This window comes from Chromobacterium haemolyticum, from assembly GCF_009936155.1.
GTDB lineage: Bacteria > Pseudomonadota > Gammaproteobacteria > Burkholderiales > Chromobacteriaceae > Chromobacterium > Chromobacterium haemolyticum.
The window spans coordinates 287,012-304,150 of record NZ_AP019312.1 but is presented as its reverse complement, the minus strand read 5'-3'; the positions used below and the strand labels follow the sequence as shown (position 1 = coordinate 304,150).

Annotated in this window: 16 protein-coding genes; 6 read left to right on the top strand and 10 right to left on the bottom strand. The window is 64.3% G+C overall.

Annotated elements, in window-relative coordinates; all coding sequences use genetic code 11:
• Positions 1 to 31 precede the first annotated feature (31 nt).
• From GYH29_RS01350 to GYH29_RS01335, 4 genes are read left to right on the top strand one after another with little or no spacing between them, the layout of a single operon-like run.
• On the top strand, positions 32 to 1,201 hold the full coding sequence (locus GYH29_RS01350; RefSeq protein ID WP_198001633.1) for a hypothetical protein: 1,170 nt from the start codon (positions 32 to 34) through the stop codon (positions 1,199 to 1,201).
• Complete coding sequence (locus GYH29_RS01345; RefSeq protein ID WP_118266376.1) at positions 1,192 to 2,256, top strand: hypothetical protein; 1,065 nt, start codon at positions 1,192 to 1,194, stop codon at positions 2,254 to 2,256. Before GYH29_RS01350 ends, GYH29_RS01345 begins: the two co-directional genes overlap by 10 nt.
• 42 nt (positions 2,257 to 2,298) lie before the next feature.
• A complete protein-coding gene (locus GYH29_RS01340; RefSeq protein WP_081574403.1) occupies positions 2,299 to 2,940 on the top strand; it encodes a hypothetical protein in 642 nt (213 codons plus the stop codon).
• A 27-nt stretch (positions 2,941 to 2,967) separates the two neighbouring features.
• Positions 2,968 to 4,305 carry a CsgG/HfaB family protein gene (locus GYH29_RS01335; RefSeq protein WP_161523076.1) on the top strand — a complete coding sequence of 446 codons (1,338 nt, stop codon included), beginning with the start codon at positions 2,968 to 2,970 and terminating at the stop codon, positions 4,303 to 4,305.
• Between the two features lie 90 nt (positions 4,306 to 4,395).
• Here GYH29_RS01335 and GYH29_RS01330 read toward each other — a convergent pair whose 3' ends face one another.
• Positions 4,396 to 5,568: an MFS transporter gene (locus tag GYH29_RS01330; protein WP_081574405.1), complete on the bottom strand. Its 1,173-nt coding sequence runs from the start codon at positions 5,566 to 5,568 to the stop codon at positions 4,396 to 4,398.
• A 95-nt stretch (positions 5,569 to 5,663) separates the two neighbouring features.
• Here GYH29_RS01330 and GYH29_RS01325 point away from each other — a divergent pair, with 95 nt between their 5' ends.
• Positions 5,664 to 6,440, top strand: coding sequence for an AraC family transcriptional regulator (locus GYH29_RS01325; RefSeq protein ID WP_048413555.1), 777 nt, complete (start codon positions 5,664 to 5,666; stop codon positions 6,438 to 6,440).
• Positions 6,441 to 6,593: 153 nt separating this feature from the next.
• Here GYH29_RS01325 and GYH29_RS01320 read toward each other — a convergent pair whose 3' ends face one another.
• From GYH29_RS01320 to dsdA, 4 genes are all read right to left on the bottom strand, one after another.
• Positions 6,594 to 8,618 (bottom strand): M13 family metallopeptidase, encoded by a 2,025-nt coding sequence (locus GYH29_RS01320; protein ID WP_232060486.1) that lies wholly within the window; start codon positions 8,616 to 8,618, stop codon positions 6,594 to 6,596.
• 51 nt (positions 8,619 to 8,669) lie between these two features.
• Positions 8,670 to 9,368 (bottom strand): glutathione S-transferase family protein, encoded by a 699-nt coding sequence (locus GYH29_RS01315; RefSeq protein ID WP_081574407.1) that lies wholly within the window; start codon positions 9,366 to 9,368, stop codon positions 8,670 to 8,672.
• 99 nt (positions 9,369 to 9,467) lie between these two features.
• Positions 9,468 to 10,394, bottom strand: a complete 927-nt coding sequence (gene dsdC / locus GYH29_RS01310) for a DNA-binding transcriptional regulator DsdC (RefSeq protein ID WP_118268580.1) — start codon at positions 10,392 to 10,394, stop codon at positions 9,468 to 9,470.
• 14 nt (positions 10,395 to 10,408) lie between these two features.
• Positions 10,409 to 11,767: a D-serine ammonia-lyase gene (gene dsdA, locus GYH29_RS01305; RefSeq protein ID WP_161523075.1), complete on the bottom strand. Its 1,359-nt coding sequence runs from the start codon at positions 11,765 to 11,767 to the stop codon at positions 10,409 to 10,411.
• A gap of 171 nt (positions 11,768 to 11,938) precedes the next feature.
• Between dsdA and panS the strand changes: the two genes are divergently transcribed.
• On the top strand, positions 11,939 to 12,880 hold the full coding sequence (gene panS, locus GYH29_RS01300; protein WP_043592376.1) for a ketopantoate/pantoate/pantothenate transporter PanS: 942 nt from the start codon (positions 11,939 to 11,941) through the stop codon (positions 12,878 to 12,880).
• A 30-nt stretch (positions 12,881 to 12,910) separates the two neighbouring features.
• Here panS and moaC read toward each other — a convergent pair whose 3' ends face one another.
• The 5 genes from moaC to ftsA form a co-directional block, all read right to left on the bottom strand.
• Entirely contained in the window at positions 12,911 to 13,390 is a 480-nt protein-coding gene (gene moaC / locus GYH29_RS01295) for a cyclic pyranopterin monophosphate synthase MoaC (RefSeq protein ID WP_019102329.1), read from the bottom strand.
• 19 nt (positions 13,391 to 13,409) lie between these two features.
• Positions 13,410 to 13,592: a hypothetical protein gene (locus GYH29_RS01290; protein WP_019102328.1), complete on the bottom strand. Its 183-nt coding sequence runs from the start codon at positions 13,590 to 13,592 to the stop codon at positions 13,410 to 13,412.
• A gap of 2 nt (positions 13,593 to 13,594) precedes the next feature.
• A complete protein-coding gene (lpxC, locus tag GYH29_RS01285) occupies positions 13,595 to 14,506 on the bottom strand; it encodes a UDP-3-O-acyl-N-acetylglucosamine deacetylase (RefSeq protein WP_039755405.1) in 912 nt (303 codons plus the stop codon).
• A gap of 111 nt (positions 14,507 to 14,617) precedes the next feature.
• Entirely contained in the window at positions 14,618 to 15,808 is a 1,191-nt protein-coding gene (ftsZ, locus tag GYH29_RS01280) for a cell division protein FtsZ (RefSeq protein WP_039755403.1), read from the bottom strand.
• Positions 15,809 to 15,898: 90 nt separating this feature from the next.
• Entirely contained in the window at positions 15,899 to 17,137 is a 1,239-nt protein-coding gene (gene ftsA, locus GYH29_RS01275; protein ID WP_039755402.1) for a cell division protein FtsA, read from the bottom strand.
• Positions 17,138 to 17,139 lie beyond the last annotated feature (2 nt).

The window sequence follows — 17,139 nt, the reverse complement described above, 5'->3', positions numbered from 1 at the left end:
TTCACCAAAAAGAATGAGGATGGATTCGGCAGTGCGTAACAAACTCCTATTGTCTTGTCTGGCCGGCATGCTCGCCTTGCTCGTCGTCAACGCCACTCAAGCCGCCAGCGTCACTTTCGCCGGACTGGCCTACTCCGGAGACAGCAAATCCGTCGCCGCCCGTTTTCCCTACAGCCTGCGTCTGGAAAAAGCGCTGCAAGCCTCCGGCGCTCCGCTCAACAAACAACTCAACGCCGTACTGAGTCAAAACCCGCCGCGCCACTTCGAGCTGAATCAGGCCGGCCTTTCCTCCTTGAAAGGTCAGGACCAGGCGATTGTGCTGGCCCTGGTCATCACCGGCGAAACCGTATCGGCGGAACAATTCGGCGGCGTGGCCAAACTGATGACCCAGGTCAACGCCCAGGCCATGTTCTTCGATTTCAAGACCATGACGGTGCTGCGCTCCTATCCGTTCAGCTTCGCGCACCTGGATCTGATCGACCGGGAACCCAGCCCCAAGGAAATGCAGCGGCGCTTCCAGGCAGTGTACTTCGGCGATCAGGACAAGCCGGGCATCATCGCCCGCTTCGCCGACATCGTGAACAAGGCTGCGCTGCCCAATCAGGTGCCGCGCTACCTGCAAGTCGCCAAGGTCAAGCTGGGGCCTGAGGCCCTTCAGGCGCTGCCCGCCAAACTGACCCAAACTCCCGGCACCGCCGAAACCTGGGTGGCCGACCTATTCGCCGAGAGCCTGTCCAGTAAAACCGACGTGCCGCTGCTGCCTTACTCCAAGGGCTACGCCATCGGCAATGTGATGTCCATGCGCATCTCCGACGGCGAAGTCTTCATGCTGAAGCTGCCGGAGGCGGACTACGCCATCACCCTGGATCTGCCGCGCTTCAAACGCATCAAGAGCGGCGAAGCCGCCGCCGGCGCCAGCTACATTTACGGCGCCTACTCTCATGTCGAAATCCAGGAGCCTGTGTCCGGAAAACGCTATCTGGACGCGGACTTCAAGAACGGCGAAGTCAAGCTCGTTCCGGCGTCCCAAGACACGATAGACGACTTCCCCGCCTATTACGACGCCATCAAGGGCTTGTACAACAAGCTGTCCGACAACCTGGCCGGCAACCGCAGCGCCTGGCTGAAATCAGCCACTTCGGCCTCGGATATCGACAAACAAATTTCGTCCACACAAGAGCTACTCAAGTCATGCAAATGATCCGCGCACTATTGCTATCGCTGCTGCTGGTGGTGGGCCACCAGGCCAGCGCCGCCACGGCCACCGCCAAGGGCCAAGCCACCGTCAAATACGAAACCTCGCTGTTCGGCAAGAAAGTGACGCCGGAAGTGCGGGCCCAGGCGCTGCTGCAGGCCCAGTTGCGCGCGGTGGAAAAACACTATGCCGAAGCCGGCGACGCCCAGACTCAGAACCTGGACGCGATACGCGACAAGGTCAAAGCCGACCCCGAGCGCTACATTCTGGAAACCGCCATCCTCAGCGAAGAGGACCGCCCGGACATGGGTCAGTACACCGTCACTGTCCGCGCCACGCTGAACGTGTCTCAACTCAACAACGCGGTCAAGTCCACTTCCGCGGTGGCCCAGGCCGGCAACGGCCAGAAGTCCAAGCTGACCTTCATCTTCGTTTCTCGTCAGACCGACACCTCGCAGCGCTTCGATGATCGCGAGTACCAGAGCGTCGAAGTCAAGGAGCAAGGCAAGGCCAGCAAGAACGCCGCCCGCTATCGCGCGTCGGCGGAGACCGGCGGCAGCACCACTCGCAAGGCCACCAAGAAGACTTACACCATCTTCCCCAGCAACTACCTGAAAAGCGTGTTCAACGGCGTGTTCGCCTCCGCCGGCTTCAAGGTGGTCGACGCCGCCTACCTTGAGCCGTACAGCAAAGGCCTGCTGAAAATCAAGAGCGTCGAAGCCGACTTCAAGTCCGGCAACGACTTGCAGCCGCAAACCGAGCGCGACGTGGCCAACGGCTTGCAGAACGCCAAAGTGCCTTACATCGCTTACGGCACCCTGGACGTGCGCCTGGCCGACACCGACCCTGCCACCGGCATGTACCGCGTCTCCGTGGCCGCCACCGGCAAGCTGCTGGACGCCAGCGAATCCATCCCCGAGACCAAGGCGGAAGTCGGCCCGATCCAGGCCGCCGGCCTGGGCCCGACCGAAGAAGAAGCCCAAGTCAACGCGCTGAAAAAAGCCGCGCAGGACGTCGCCCGCGAACTGCTGAGCCAGATGACCAACGTCGGCCTCAAATAACCCCCCAACCACAACAACACCTGAAATCAACCGGAGATGATAATGCGCAAAACCCTGATCGCCCTGGCCGTGGCCGCCGCTTCCCTGGCAGCCGTTCCCGCCCACGCCGGCATGTTCGACGCCGTCACCAGCCTGGCCGGCGGCAACAACAACAGCGCCGCCGGCGCCGACCTGGTGTCCCAGCAGGAGCAATTGGTGAACTCCTACGTGGCCGCCAACAAGGAAATCCTGCTGTCCCAGTACAAGATGGCCAACGCGCTGGGCGCCAAAGACGCCGCCGCACTGGCCAAGGCGGAAGCCGACGCCCTGGCCTCCGGCGCCACCAAGGACAATCTGAGCAAAGCCGACTCGGTGCAGAGCAACGTCTCCAAAATCATCAGCGAGCGTCAGAAAGCCTCCGGCAGCGCCATGGACGCCGAAGCCAAGAAAACCTACACCGAAGGCCTGGCTTCCCTGGGCAAAGGCCTGCTGAAATACGCCGGTATGACCAAGCAGTTCGACGGCTTCAAATCGGCCTTGAGCAGCGCGTCCCCGATGGACCTGCCCAAACTGTCCACCGGCTCCTACATCCTGACCAGCCTGCCCAGCAACAGCAAGAATCTGTATGAAACGCTGAAACAGGCCGTCAGCTTCGCCAAGAGCAACGACATCCCCGTGCCCAAAGACGCGACCCAAGCGCTGTAAGCCAGCGGATTCCGCTCTGGAGGGCGCATGAAGTTAACTCTCGCTATTGGCGCGGCAGGGCTGGCGCTGGCGTTGGCGGCTTGTTCCCAAAAGGAAGAAGCCGCTCAGCCCCAGCCAGCCAAAGCCGCCAACAAGAGCCTGGCGCAAGCCATGCCGGACGTGGGCAAGGTGGAATCGGTGGCGGCCAGCGCCACCGGAACCGGCGCCAGCGCGGCGGAGGCGGTGGAAGAAGCGTTGAAACTGGCGATCAAGCAAGTCAACGGCGTTTCCTTCGACATGGCTTCGGAACAGCTCAAGGCCACGCTCAGCGCCGCGGCCGGCAAGGATGCCGCGCAACTGAGCGCCAACGCCTTCACCGAGTATGTCCAGCAGGAGTCCGGCGGCGTGGTCACCGGCTTCAAACTGGTCAAGCTGGAAGAGCCCGGCCTGCTGAGCAAGACCTACAAGGCCACGATCGAAGCCAAGATCGCCAAGTTCAGCCAGCCGGCCGGCAGCGGCAAGCTGCGGATCGTCGTGGGACCGATCATGATTGATCGGGACTCGTTCAAGGTGGCCGGCGTTGCCGTGCCGTCGGAACAAGTCGCCCGCGAAATCCATCAGCAAACCCTGGACGCATTGACCAATACCGGCCGCTTCACCGTGTTGGACCGCGAACTGGGCGACGATGTCCGCCAGGAACTGGATATGATCGGTTCAGGCCAGGCGCCGTCGGCGGAACGTTCCAAGATGAGCCAAGCCGTTAGCGCCGACCTGATCTGGACCGGCCACATCAGCGCGTTCAACTACGACAAGTCCGCCGGCAACTGGATGCTGTCGCAGCGGGTGATCAACGTCGCCAACCGCCAGGTTCAGTTCTCCAGCATGCTCAAGGGCAATGTGGGCAAGCTGGGCAACGGCAGCCCGGAGCAGGTACGCCAGGGCATGGAAGGCCAGATCGTCGATCGCGTCGTCAACGCCATCCTGGTGCGGACCTTCCCGATCACCGTCGCGTCCCGCACCGGCAACAATGTGGTGCTGAGCCAAGGCGGGCAGTCGGTGCGCGAAGGCGCGCGCTACAAGCTGGTCTCGCTGGGCGAGGAAATCAAGGATCCGCAGACCGGACAATCCTTGGGGCGCACCGAGTATGACTGCTGCGAAGTGATCGTGGACAAAGTCACGCCCACCATGTCGCAAGGCCATCTGGAAAACGTGCGCATCCCGCTGGAACAGGTGCCGCCCGGCGGCTTGCAGCTGCGCGAACTCGCCCCCGCGCCCGCCGCGGACAAGGCTACGGCGTCCGCCGGAGCCGCCGGCAAGAAAGCGGCCGCGGGCAAAAAGCGCAAGGCGGAGGAAAACCTGTTCGCCGGCGACAAGGACAAGTGGTAAGCCCTTCGTCGCCATAGGCTCCACCGCGCGCCAACCAAAAAAACAGCCCGTCGGCGTATCGCCGCGGGCTGTTTTTTTGGGAAGGTGGATTCACCGGCTCAAGCACCGCGCCGCCGGCCACATCGCCGCGCACAGCAAGGCCATGACCAGCGGCTGGTAGCAGACATGGGGCTGATAGGCCGCGCTGATCAGGCCCAGCCCGCCGGCGATCAGCAGGTAGTACATCAGGCCCAGCAGCGCGCCGGCCGTGCCTTGCACTTGGCGATAATCCCTCAACGCTTCCGCCAGCAAGGGCGGAATCGCGCAGCCGAAGGCCGCCGCGATCGCCAGCTGGCAAACCAGCAACACGCCGACGGCCGCGATCGGCCACAGGCCCGGCCAGGCGCTGAACCACTGAATCAGCGCCGCCGCCGTGGCGGCCGTCAGCGCCAGACGCGGCAAGCGTTCGCCGCCGCCGCGCACCGCCAAGCGGCGGTTGACGAAGGCGCCGAACAAACCGCCGGCGGCCACCAGCAAGCCGCTGAGGCCGAACAGCCAGGGCGGCATGCCCAGCAATTGCAGCGTGAACGGCGCCAGCGTGTAAAAGCCGAACAGCAACAGATTGAAGCCGGCCACCAGCCATACCGTGGCCAGCACCCGCGGATCGCGCGCCATCCTGGCCGCCACCGCGCCCAACGCCGCCGGCGGCGGCAAGTCCGCCGGCCGGGTCTCGCCGGCCAGCTTGCAGGACAGCAGCAGCAACAGCGCCGCCAAGCCGCACAAGGCGGCGAACACGCCCTGGTGGCCGAAACCGGCCACCAGCAACGCGCCCAGCGGCGGGCCGAGCGCCGGCGACAACGACAAGGCGGCGCTGACGGTGGCGAACACCGCCAGCAAGGCCGGGCCCTGATAACGGTCGCGCAGCATGGTCTGCACCACCACCGAACCAGCGCTGGCGCCGAAGGCCAGCAATAGGCGGGCCAGCAACAGCACGGTGAAATCGCGGCTCAGCACGGCCAGGAACGCGCCCGCACCGTAGCAGGCCAAAGCGGCCAGCAGAGCCGGCCGTCGTCCGTACACGTCGGCGCAACGTCCCCAGCACACCACGCCGAAGGCGAAAGCCAGGAAGTAGACGCTCATCGTCAATTGCGCCTGGCCGGCGCTGACATGGTAAGCCAGCGCGATCTCGGTCAAGGCCGGCGCGTAAATGGTTTCGCTCAATTGCGGAAAACCCAGCAATAGAATCAGCAGCGCCAGCGGCGCCGCACGGATCGCGGATTTCATTTTTGTTCTCCTTCAAACATCGAGCACGGATTGTAGGAGAACGAAGTTCCGCCTATTATCGATGGATAGCCATGAAACATTGAGAATCGGACATAATGCCGCGCTACCAGCCCGCCACGGCCCCGGACCCGGATCAACTCGCCGACCCCATCGTGGGCATGGCGATAGACGCGCCGGCGCCGCATGATTCCGGCCTGCACCGCCACCGCCGCGCGCAACTGATGTACGCGGTCAGCGGCGTGCTGCAAATCCGCATCGGCCATACCCGCTGCGTGCTGCCGCCCACGATGGCGGCCTGGATTCCTTCGGGGCTATGGCACCAGGCCGAAACCGGCAAGCCCTTCGCCTACCGCAGCCTGTACTTCGACCCGGCGGCCTATCCCGCGCTGCCGCGGCGGCCGCAGGTCATCGCCGTCAGCCCGTTGCTGCGGGAGTTGATCGTGCGGGTGGCGGAATGGCCGCTGTCGCCGCTGGAACCGGCGCAGCAAAGGCTGGTGGAGGTGTTGCTGGACGAGGCCGGCCGCGCGCCGGAGCAGGCGCTGAGTCTGCCGCTGCCGCAGGACCGGCGGCTGCTGCGCATCGCCGAGCAGCTGTTGCAGCAGCCCGGCGACGAGGCCACGCTGGAGCAACTGGCCGCGCAGGCCGGCGCCAGCGCCCGCACCGTCAACCGGCTGTTCCAGCAACAGACCGGCCTCGGCTTCAGCGCCTGGCGGCGGCAATTGAAAATGATGGAGGCCAGCCGGCTGCTGGCCGAGGGGGAAAGCGTAAGCCGGGTGGCGGCGGAACTGGGCTATGCGCAGGACAGCGCCTTCATCGCCATGTTCCGCCGCCATGCCGGGCTCACGCCCGGCCAACTCAAACGTTTACTCTGAGAATGTCTTAGAGCCTGTTCAAAATCTTGCGAGCAAGAGCGAGACAAGGCGAAAACGGCTGAGAAAGTGGAATGTACAAGTGGTACATGAGCATTTCGAAGCGGTACTCACCGTGGGGCGTCTCACGCAGCGCAGCAGATTATGAACAGGTTCTTACCACCACAAATGGAAGCGCTGCTTGGGCGGCAAATACATCTTGTCGCCCGGCTTGACGCCGAAAGCCTGGTAAAACGGCTCCATATTGCTGGCGGTGCCGATAGGCCGCCACAGGTCCGGCGTGTGCGGGTCCGACACTAGTTGCTTGAGCGTGGCCTCGTCGCGGGTTTTGCTGCGCCAGGATTGGGCGAAGGCGATAAAGAAGCGCTGGTCGCCGCTCATGCCGTCCAGCACTGGAGCCTCCTTGCCGCCCAACGCCAAATGGTAGGCTTTGTACGCCACTTCCAGGCCGGCGTTGTCGGCGATGTTCTCGCCCAGCGTCAGCTCGCCGTTGACGTAATGGCCGGGCACCGGCTGGTAACGGCCGTATTGCTTGACCAGCTTGCGCGTGGCGGCCTTGAAGCGCCCGTTGTCCGTGGAGGTCCACCAGTTGCGCATATTGCCGTCGCCGTCGAATTGGCTGCCTTGGTCGTCGAAACCGTGGCTGATTTCGTGGCCGATGGTGGCCCCAATGCTGCCGTAGTTGACCGCCGGGTCGAAGCCGGGATCGAAATACGGCGCTTGCAGGATGGCGGCTGGAAACACGATCTCGTTATTGGCCGGGTTGTAATAGGCGTTGACCGTCTGCGGCGTCATACTCCATTCCTTGCGGTCCACCGGCTGGCCTAGCTTGCCGATCATATACCGGTAGTTGAAGCTTGCGATGCGCCGCGCATTGCCGGCCAAATCGTCCGGGGACAGCTCCAGGCCCTCGTAATTCCTCCACTTGTCCGGATAGCCTATCTTCAATGCGTATTTGGACAACTTGACATGAGCCTGCCGCTTGGTGGCCTCGCTCATCCAGTCCAGAGTGTCGATGGACTGGTCATAGGCTTTCAGCAGATTGCGCACCAGTTCGTCGGCCTGGCGCTTGGCTTCCGGCGTGAAATAGCGCGCCACGTAAAGTTTGCCCAGCGCCTCTCCCAGCCCGCTTTCCACCACGCTCACGCCGCGTTTCCAGCGCGGCCGGTTTTGCTTGCGGCCTTCCAACGTCTTGCCGTAGAAATCGAAGTGGGCGTCGACGAAGGCCGGCGTCAGGCTGGGCGCGTAGGCGTCCAGCGTGCGCGCCAGCAGATAATTGCGCAATGTGGCCGCCGATGTGGTCCGCAGCAGCGGCGCCAGCTTGCTCAGATAGCCGGGCTGATCCAAGTTCAATTGCTTGGCCGCGCCCAGGCCGGCGTCGCTCAACAAAGCCGACCAATCATAGCCCGGCTGCCGGCGAGCCAGCTCGGCCAGGCTCAGCTTGTTGTAGGTTTTCTGGATGTCGCGGTTCTCGACATTGGTCCATTGGATTTTTGCCAAGCGCGTTTCGAAAGCCAGCACATCACGAGCGCGGCTTTGCGGCTGGTCCAGTTCCGCCTGCTCGAACAAGCGCTCCAGATACTTCAAGTAAGCCTGACGCGCGGCGGCAAAATCCGCGGATTTGCCCAGGTAGTAATCCTGGTCCATCGCCAGGCCTGACTGGCCGACTCCAGCCAGATAGACGGCGGAGTCCTTGGGGTCCTGGCTGACATAGAAGCGAAACGGCGTATCCACCGGCTGATCCTGCAACCGGCCCATATAACGCACCGCCTCCTCCGTCGAATTCAGGCCGGCCACCGCCCGCAGCGATTCGCGCAGCGGCTCCAGCCCGCGATGGGCAATGGTGTCCTCGTCCATAAAGCTGCGGTACAAGGCGGCTATCTGACTCGCCTCCTTGCCGACGTCCGCGCCCTGACCGGCCTGCTCTATCAACTGTCGCAGCCGTTCCAGATTACGCTCCGCCAACACTTCCGCCACGCCGATAGAGGAACGCTCGGCCGGAATCTCCGCGTGCTTGAGCCAGCCCCCGTTAGCGTGCAGCGACAGATTATCCTGCACCCGCACCGCCGGATCGATGCCGTTCAAATCGATGCCGTAGCGGCCGTAGTCCAATCCGCTATCCGCCCATGCGCCGGCCGCGCACAACCAGGCCGCCAAAGGCAGCAGTCTGTTCATCTTCATGTTTTCCCCTTTGCTTTTATCGTGTTGCCTCGCGGCGGATCCTCTAACTTATCAAGGGTAAAACTCAGCCCGCAGCCTCTCCGCATACGCCACCAGATTGGGGCGCGCCGACACCAGCGCCCGCGACGGCGTTTCGCCCATGGCGTCGGTCAGCGCGCCACTGACGAAGGCGTAGACGCTGGCGTCAATCCATGTGGCGGCGTCGCCCATGAAATAACGCCGCTCGCCCAACAAGGCTGACAGCGCCTCCACATCCGCTTCCAGAAGCCGCAAACGCTCCGCCTCGCTGAAACGTCCCATGCCCTGCCCCCACAGATTGGCGCGCACTTTACGCCGCACCAGCGCCACCACCAATCCGCGCAGCAACGACGGCACGCCCTTGAAGAATACGCCGGGGCCGCGCTCGAAATGCGCGTCCACCATCCAACGCTCATGCACGATGCCCCAGTAGAAATGCTCTCCCAGCATACAGTCCACGCTCCAGGCCAGCGCTTTCTGCTCGGCGTTCAGGCCGGCGTCCAGCGTGATGCCATGCTTGTCCGCCAAGTGCAGGCGGATCAGCGTGGAGTCCGGCACCATCTGGCCGTCGTCGTCGATGCAGGGCAGTTTGCCCTTGGGGGCCTTGCGCATATCGCCGCGCACGCGGCGGTACGGGAGGCCGGACAGCTTAAGCAGCAGATCCGCCTTCACCACAAAGGGGCTGGGATCCATCAGGCCCATGGCCGGGCCAAACTGGTACAGGGTGATCATCAAGCGCCTCCCGCTGCCAACATGACATTGAACTGAGGCAGACTAGCACGCCGTCGGGAGCCCGCGCGAGAGGGCTGCGTGAAAAGGGGGAGAAGAGAGTTAATCCGCCGCGCAACGATGCAGCCAGTCCATGACCGCCCGCACCCGAGGGGACGGCGCTTGCGGCGCGCGCACCAGATAATACGCCTGTGGTCCCAGCGGCTCGAACGGCCCTAGCGGCAGCATCAGTTCGCCGCGCTCCACCCGTTCTTGAACCAGACGCCGCCGACCCAGCGCCACCCCGGCGTGATGCGCGGCCGCCTGCGCGCACAAATCGGAACGGTCAAAACTCATGCCGCGCGACGGCAGCGCCACGCCGCGGCGGCGCGCCCACTCGCGCCATTCAGCATCGTGGGCCGCCCGCTCCCAAGCCTGGGCGTCGTGCAACAGCAAACAATCGGCCAGGGCCGCCGGATTACCGCGCAGGCCATGCCGGTCCGCGTACTCCGGGCTGCACACCGGCGCTACTTGCTCGTCCATCAGGCGCTGCGCCTCCAGGCTGGGAAACTCGCCGGTGGAGTAATACAGCGCCAGGTCGATGTTCCAGGTGCGAAAATCCACCATCTCGTTGCCGCTGCGGATGTCCAGCGCGATGCGTGGGTGGCGCTCGGTGAAATCCGCCAGCCGCGGCGCCAGCCAGCATTGCGCCAGCGAGGGCCGCGCGTACAGCGCCACCGCGCCGGCCGGCTCGGCGTCGTCCTGTGGATTCAGGGCCGCCTCCAATTGCGTCTGGCCGGCCAGCCAGGCCTGGTAGATGCGCTCGCCGTCCTCGCTCAGCCGCAGGCTGCGGGTCAGCCGCAGAAACAAGCGGGTGCCCAGCGCCCGTTCCAGCCGGGCGATGCGATGACTGACCGCGCTGGCGCTCAGGCACAGTTCCTCGGCGGCGCGGGCAAAGCTCAGATGCCGCGCCGCCGCCGCGAAGGTGTGCAGATTGGACCATTGTGCGCCGTCCAGCCGAACGCCGGCGCGTGGGGGAAGGTTCAGCATGCCGCCATTATCGTTCACGCAGGCAGCCGCCGCCGGCCTTCCGCCAGATAGGTGTCCATTTCCGCCGGCGGCACCATGCCGCCGCCGGTGCCCCATACCAGATGCGCGGCGCGCGCCAGCCTCTCCGCACTCAAGCCCATCCGCTGGCGGTAGCCCTGGGACTCGCCTAGCACCCTCAGCGGGCCCGGCATGCCGGCCAGCGCCGACGGCTCCAGCTTCAACCCCTGCTCCCGTTCCAATAAGGCCAGTAAACGGTACAACTCGCCATCGTCCACCGTGTAATAACCGTCGATCAGCCGCTGCATCGCGCGGCCGACGAAGCCGGACGGACGCCCCACCGCCAGACCGTCGGCGGCGGTCAGATTGTCGATGCCGAAATCCTGCACCGCCACCGCGTCATGCAGCCCGGTGTAGACGCCCAGCAGCATGCAGGGCGCGTGGGTGGGTTCGGCGAACAGGCAATGCACGGCGTCGCCGAAAGCCAGTTTGAGGCCGAAGGCCACCCCGCCCGGCCCGCCGCCCACGCCGCAGGGCAGATACACCAGCAGCGGGTGTTCCGCGTCCACCCGGACGCCCTGCTCCGCCAATTGGCCACGCAGGCGCTCAGCCGCCACCGCGTAGCCTAGAAACAGGTTCTTCGAATTCTCGTCGTCGACAAAATGGCAGCGCGGATCGGACGCCGCCTGCTTGCGGCCCTCGGCCACCGCCACGCTGTAATCGGATGGATACTCGACCACCTCGACGCCATGGCTGCGCAACAAATTCTTCTTCCACTGCCTCGCGTCCGCCGACATGTGCACGCTGGCCTGGAAGCCCAGCTTGGCGCTAATGATGCCGATGGACAGGCCCAGATTGCCGGTGGAGCCCACCGCCACCCGGTAGTCGCCGAAAAAGGCGCGCGCCTCGGCGCTGTCCAGCCCGGCGTAATCATCGCTGGTCCGCAGCAGGCCGTGGCTCAGCGCCAAGTCTTCCGCGTGTTTCAGCACCTCGTAGATGCCGCCGCGCGCCTTGATGGAGCCGGAAATCGGCAGCAGATTGTCCGCCTTCAGCCACAGGCTGCCGCTCGCCTCCAGCCCAGCCTCGGCCCATAAGGCCGCGCGCATCGCCGGCAGTGGCAACAGCGGCGACTCGATGATGCCGCCGCTGGCGGCCACGTCCGGGAACACCCGCGCCAGATAGGGCGCGAAGCGGCGCAGCCGCGCGTCGGCGTCCTCGACCTCGGCCCGGCTCAAGCCCACGTCGGCCAAAGCTTCCGCCGCCGGAGCCCGTGCGGGATTGAACCAGCTCAAAGGCTGCAAGGCCATCAAGGGCGTCAATAAGGGGTGGCTGGCCTGCCAATCGGCCACGGTCTTGCCGGCAATCGTCGCTTGCATCGCGCGCTCCATGGAATCGAAGACCCGATTAAACCGCGCCGCGCCGCCGCTGGCAAAAGACGATTGCGCAAGCGACGGCTGACGCTGGATCAGCCATGCGGACTCGGGGACTTGCCACGCGCCGGGGTCCATCGCCTATGATGTGCGGATTATCCGCCGTCAGGAGTCGCCGTGCTCGCCAAGATCACCCGCCTGTTTCCGCTATGGGCCTTGCTGCTATCCGCCATCGCTTACCAGCGACCGGCGGCGTTCACCCCCTTGCTGCCACATACCGGCCTGCTGCTGGCGGTGATCATGTTCGCCATGGGACTAACGCTGACGCTGGACGATTTCAAACGGGTGCTGAGCCGGCCGGCACCGGTATTGGCCGGACTCGGTCTGCACTATCTGGTGATGCCGCTGGCGGCCTGGGCGCTGGCGCGGCTGTTCCAGATGCCGCCGCAGCTGGCCATAGGCATGATTCTGGTGGGCAGCGTCGCCAGCGGTACCGCGTCCAATGTGATCATCTATCTATCGCGCGGCGATGTGGCGCTGTCGGTCACTATCTCTTCGCTGTCCACGCTGGTGGGCGTGGTGGCCACGCCGCTGCTGACCCGGCTGTACGTGGACGCGGCGATCAAGGTGGAAGTGGCGGCGATGCTGCTGAGCATTCTCCAAATCGTCATCCTGCCGATAGGGCTGGGCTTGCTGGCCCACCGTTTCTTCGCGCCTCAGGTCCGCCGGCTGGAGCCGCTGCTGCCGCTGTTGTCGATGCTGGCCATCGTCGCGCTGATCGCCGCCATCGTCGCCGGCAGCAAGAACCACATCGCCGCGGTGGGCGGTCTGACTATTCTGGCGGTGATGCTGCACAACGCCATCGGCCTGTTGGGCGGGTATTGGGGAGGACGCTTGCTGGGCTTCGACGAATCGGTATGCCGCACGCTGGCGATCGAGGTAGGCATGCAGAACTCCGGCCTGGCCGCCCAGCTGGGCAAGGCCTACTTCAGCCCGCTAGCGGCGCTGCCGGGAGCGCTGTTTTCGGTCTGGCACAATATTTCCGGCTCGCTGCTGGCCGGCTATTGGCGGGACAAGCCCGCCGAGCGGACGCCGGCCGGTGCGGAACAACACGGGTAACGATGAAACTGCGCGCGACATCGCGCCGGATCAGCTCTCCACCCGCCAATGCCCGCTCTTGCCGCCCTCTTTCTCCAGCAGCCGCACGCCGTCGATGACCATGCCGCGGTCCACCGCCTTGCACATATCGTAAATGGTCAACAGGCCGACGTTGGCGGCGGTCAGCGCTTCCATTTCCACCCCGGTCTGGCCGCTGCATTCCGCGGTGACTTCGATACGCACCGCGTTGTCGGCCTCCAGCAGTTCGAAGTCCACCGCCACGCGGGTCAGCGCGATCGGGTGGCAGAGCGGGATCAGGTCGGCGGCTTTCTTGGACGCCATGATGGCGGCGATGCGAGCGATGCCTAGCACGTCGCCTTTTTTATGGCCGCCGCCCTTCACCAGCGCGAAGGTGGCGGGCAGCATGCGGATATGGCCTTCGGCCACCGCGCGGCGGCGGGTGTGCGCCTTGGCGCCGACGTCGACCATATGGGCCTGGCCGCCGGCATCGAAATGGGTCAATTCGGACATGGATATCTCCTCCGGCCTGCTAGGACAGCAGCCGGTAAATCAGCCAGAAGGCGCTGACCAGCACCACCAGGCCGCCGCTCCAGCGGGCGATGCGGCCAAGGTAGCGCAGGTAGAGCGGATTGCGGGTCAATAGATAACAGACGCCTGCCCAGCCCAACAACAGGATGGTGACGAGCAGCCACAAGCGCCAGAAGCCGAACACCGCTAGGCCACCTCCGGCAGCCGGTGGAAGCTGGACGGCGCGTCCAGCGGATCGTCGTAGCTGACGTATTCCCAGGCTTCCGGCGTTTCCAGCAGCTTGCGCAGCAGCTTGTTGTTCATCGCGTGGCCGGACTTGTGGCCGGAGAAGGCGGCGATCAGCGGATGGCCGATGATGTAAAGGTCGCCGATGGCGTCCAGGATTTTATGGCGGACAAATTCATCCGGAAAGCGCAGGCCTTCCGGGTTCAGCACATATTCGTCGTCGATGACGATGGCGTTGTCCAGGCTGCCGCCACGGCCCAGGCCGTGGTTGCGCATGTATTCCACCTCGTGCATGAAGCCGAAGGTGCGCGCGCGGCTGATCTCGTCGGTATAGGAATGGCGCGCGAAATCCACCGCCACGGTCTGAGGCGCCAGATTGAAAGCCGGATGGTTGAAGTCTATGGACAGGGTGACCTTGAAGCCGTCGTGCGGCTCCAGCTTCACCCACACGCCGCGCTCTTCCACCTCCACCGTCCGGGTGACGCGGATGAAACGCTTCTTGGCGTTCTGCTCGGCCACGCCCGCGGTCTGCAGCAGGTAAATGAAAGGGGCGGCGGATCCGTCCATGATGGGGATTTCCGCCGCCGTGACCTCAATCACGAGGTTGTCGATGCCAAAGCCCGCCAGGGCCGACATCAAATGCTCGATCGTGCCGACACGCACGCCGGTGTCAGTCACCAGCGTGGAGGAGAGTCGCGTGTCGTTGACGAGCGATGGATCCGCTTTCACCTCCACCGGCTCGGGCAAGTCGGTGCGGCGAAAGACGATCCCGGTGTCGGGCGCGGCCGGCAGCAGGGTGAGTTTCACCCGCTCGCCGGAGTGCAAACCCACACCCGTGGCGCTTATCGCTTGTTTCAGCGTGCGCTGCAATATCATGTCGGACTTCTCAAACGGATGGGAATGCCCGATTCTAGCACAGTCAAAAACCGCACTTTATTGATTGATTTGCAGTATTAAATAGCTTTCTTCTATAGCGACTCCGCCTCAGTCCGCCTGCTTGCGCAGGAAGGCCGGGATATCGTAGCTTTCGCTCACTTCCGGATTGGAGAAGTCCATGGACGGCGCGGCGCGGCGACGGCCCTGGCGCATGATGGCCGGGGTGTCGAAGTCGTCGTAGCTGACCACTTCCACCGCGCGGTCGTCGGTGCCGGTCTTCACGATCTTGATGTACTCCGGACGCTCCTCGGTGTTGCGCGCGGTCTTTTTCTGGCCCAGACCAGTAGCGATCAAGGTCACGCGGATGGTGTCTTCCGGCATGTCTTCCACTTCGGCGGTGCCGAACTTGATCTGCGCGTCTTCGTCCGCGTACTGGCGCACGATGCCCATGATTTCGCGATACTCGCTCATCTTCAGGCAGCCCGGCGCGGTAGAGATGTTGACCAGCACGCCGCGCGCGCCTTCCAGAGTGATATTGTCCAGCAGCGGGCTGGCCACGGCCTGCTCGGCGGCCACGCGGGCGCGGTCGATGCCGGAAGCGTAGGCGGAACCCATCATCGCCAGGCCCATTTCGCTCATCACGGTGCGCACGTCGGCGAAGTCTACGTTGATCAGGCCCGGGCAAGTGATGACTTCGGCAATGCCGGCCACCGCGCCCTTGAGCACATCGTCGGCGGCGCGGAAGGCTTCGCGCATGGTCACGTCGTCGCCCAGCACTTCCATCAGTTTTTCATTGGGGATCACGATCAGCGAATCGACGTGCTTTTTCAGGTCTTCGATGCCGTTCTGCGCCACTTTCATGCGCTTGCCTTCGTGCTCGAACGGACGAGTGACCACGCCCACGGTCAGGATGCCCATTTCCTTGGCCACTTCCGCCACTACCGGCGCCGCGCCGGTGCCGGTGCCGCCGCCCATGCCGGCGGTGACGAACACCATATTGGAGCCGCGCAGCATCTCGGCGATGCGCTCGCGGTCTTCCAGCGCCGCGCTGCGGCCCACTTCCGGATTGGCGCCCGCGCCCAGGCCGCGGGTCAGGTTGTTGCCCAACTGCAGTTTCTGCGGCGACTTGTTGCGCAGCAGCGACTGAGCGTCGGTATTGGCGCAGATGAATTCCACGCCGTGCACATTGCCGTCGATCATATTGTCGATGGCGTTGCAACCGCCGCCGCCAACGCCGATGACTTTGATGATCGCCACATTGGCGGTTTCTTGCATAACTTCAAAGACCATTCCGCTCATTTTCCTCTCCTCAATAAAGATGAGCTACCGACTTCATATACATCTGCCCGATCGCTATCGTGGCCAGCGAGTGCGCCGGCCGCGTAGCGCTTAGAAATTGCCAGCGAACCACGCCTTCATGCGCGTGAACATCTGGCCTACACCCGCCGACTCCACCTTGGGGCCGGTATGCGTTTGAATCTGATCCTTGCCATACAACAGCAGGCCGACGCCGGTGGAGAAGCGCGGGGTCTTCACCACTTCCGCCAGGCCGCCCACATACTTGGGCACGCCGACGCGCACCGGCATGTGGAACACTTCCTCCGCCAGCTCCACCATGCCCGGCATCAGGCTGGCGCCGCCGGTCAGCACGATGCCGGAGGACAGCAAATCCTCAAAACCGCTGCGGCGCAGTTCCTGCTGCACCAGTTGGAACAGCTCTTCCACCCGCGGCTCAACCACTTCGGCCAGCGTGGCGCGCGACATCTGACGCGGCCCGCGCTCGCCCACGCCCGGCACTTCTATCATCTGGCTGGGGTCGGCCATCGCCACCAGCGCCACCGCGTGCTGGATCTTGATGTCCTCGGCCTCCTTGGTGGGCGTGCGCAAGGCCATGGCGATGTCGTTGGTGATCTGGTCGCCGGCGATCGGAATCACCGCGGTGTGACGAATCGCGCCGTTGGCGTACACCGCGATGTCGGTGGTGCCGCCGCCGATGTCGATCAGGCACACGCCCAGGTCTTTTTCGTCTTCCGACAGCACCGCGATGGCGGAGGCCATCGGCTGCAGCACCAGGTCGGACACTTCCAGACCGCAGCGGCGCACGCACTTGGTCACGTTCTGGGCGGCGGACACCGCGCCGGTGACGATGTGCACCTTGGCCTCCAGCCGCACGCCGCTCATGCCCAGCGGTTCGCGCACGCCTTCCTGGCCGTCGATGCTGTATTCCTGAGTCAGGATGTGCAGCACCTGATGGTCGGGCGGGATGGTCACCGCGCGCGCGGTTTCAATCACGCGGTCGATGTCCATCTTGGTGACTTCGCGATCCTTGATCGCCACCATGCCGTGCGAGTTCACGCTCTTGATGTGGCTGCCGGCGATGCCGGCGAACACTTCGTGAATCTTGCAGTCGGCCATCAGCTCGGCCTCTTCCAGCGCGCGCTGGATCGCCTGCACCGTGGATTCGATGTTCACCACCATGCCGCGCTTCAAACCGCGCGACGGGGTGTGGCCCATGCCGACGATATTGAGTTGGCCGTCCTCCAGGACTTCTGCGACGATCGCCACGATCTTGGATGTGCCGATGTCGAGGCCAACCAGCATGTTCTTGCTTTCCTTTGGTTTGCTCACCT

What these genes read in the sequence shown, in the direction of transcription:
- GYH29_RS01345 (WP_118266376.1), top strand. Translation starts at nt 1,192, where the DNA reads ATGCAAATGATCCGCGCACTATTGCTATCGCTGCTGCTGGTGGTGGGC.
- GYH29_RS01340 (WP_081574403.1), top strand. Translation starts at nt 2,299, where the DNA reads ATGCGCAAAACCCTGATCGCCCTGGCCGTGGCCGCCGCTTCCCTGGCA.
- GYH29_RS01335 (WP_161523076.1), top strand. Translation starts at nt 2,968, where the DNA reads ATGAAGTTAACTCTCGCTATTGGCGCGGCAGGGCTGGCGCTGGCGTTG.
- GYH29_RS01330 (WP_081574405.1), bottom strand. Translation starts at nt 5,568, where the DNA reads ATGAAATCCGCGATCCGTGCGGCGCCGCTGGCGCTGCTGATTCTATTG.
- GYH29_RS01325 (WP_048413555.1), top strand. Translation starts at nt 5,664, where the DNA reads ATGCCGCGCTACCAGCCCGCCACGGCCCCGGACCCGGATCAACTCGCC.
- GYH29_RS01320 (WP_232060486.1), bottom strand. Translation starts at nt 8,618, where the DNA reads ATGAAGATGAACAGACTGCTGCCTTTGGCGGCCTGGTTGTGCGCGGCC.
- GYH29_RS01315 (WP_081574407.1), bottom strand. Translation starts at nt 9,368, where the DNA reads ATGATCACCCTGTACCAGTTTGGCCCGGCCATGGGCCTGATGGATCCC.
- dsdC (WP_118268580.1), bottom strand. Translation starts at nt 10,394, where the DNA reads ATGCTGAACCTTCCCCCACGCGCCGGCGTTCGGCTGGACGGCGCACAA.
- dsdA (WP_161523075.1), bottom strand. Translation starts at nt 11,767, where the DNA reads ATGCAAGCGACGATTGCCGGCAAGACCGTGGCCGATTGGCAGGCCAGC.
- moaC (WP_019102329.1), bottom strand. Translation starts at nt 13,390, where the DNA reads ATGTCCGAATTGACCCATTTCGATGCCGGCGGCCAGGCCCATATGGTC.
- ftsZ (WP_039755403.1), bottom strand. Translation starts at nt 15,808, where the DNA reads ATGAGCGGAATGGTCTTTGAAGTTATGCAAGAAACCGCCAATGTGGCG.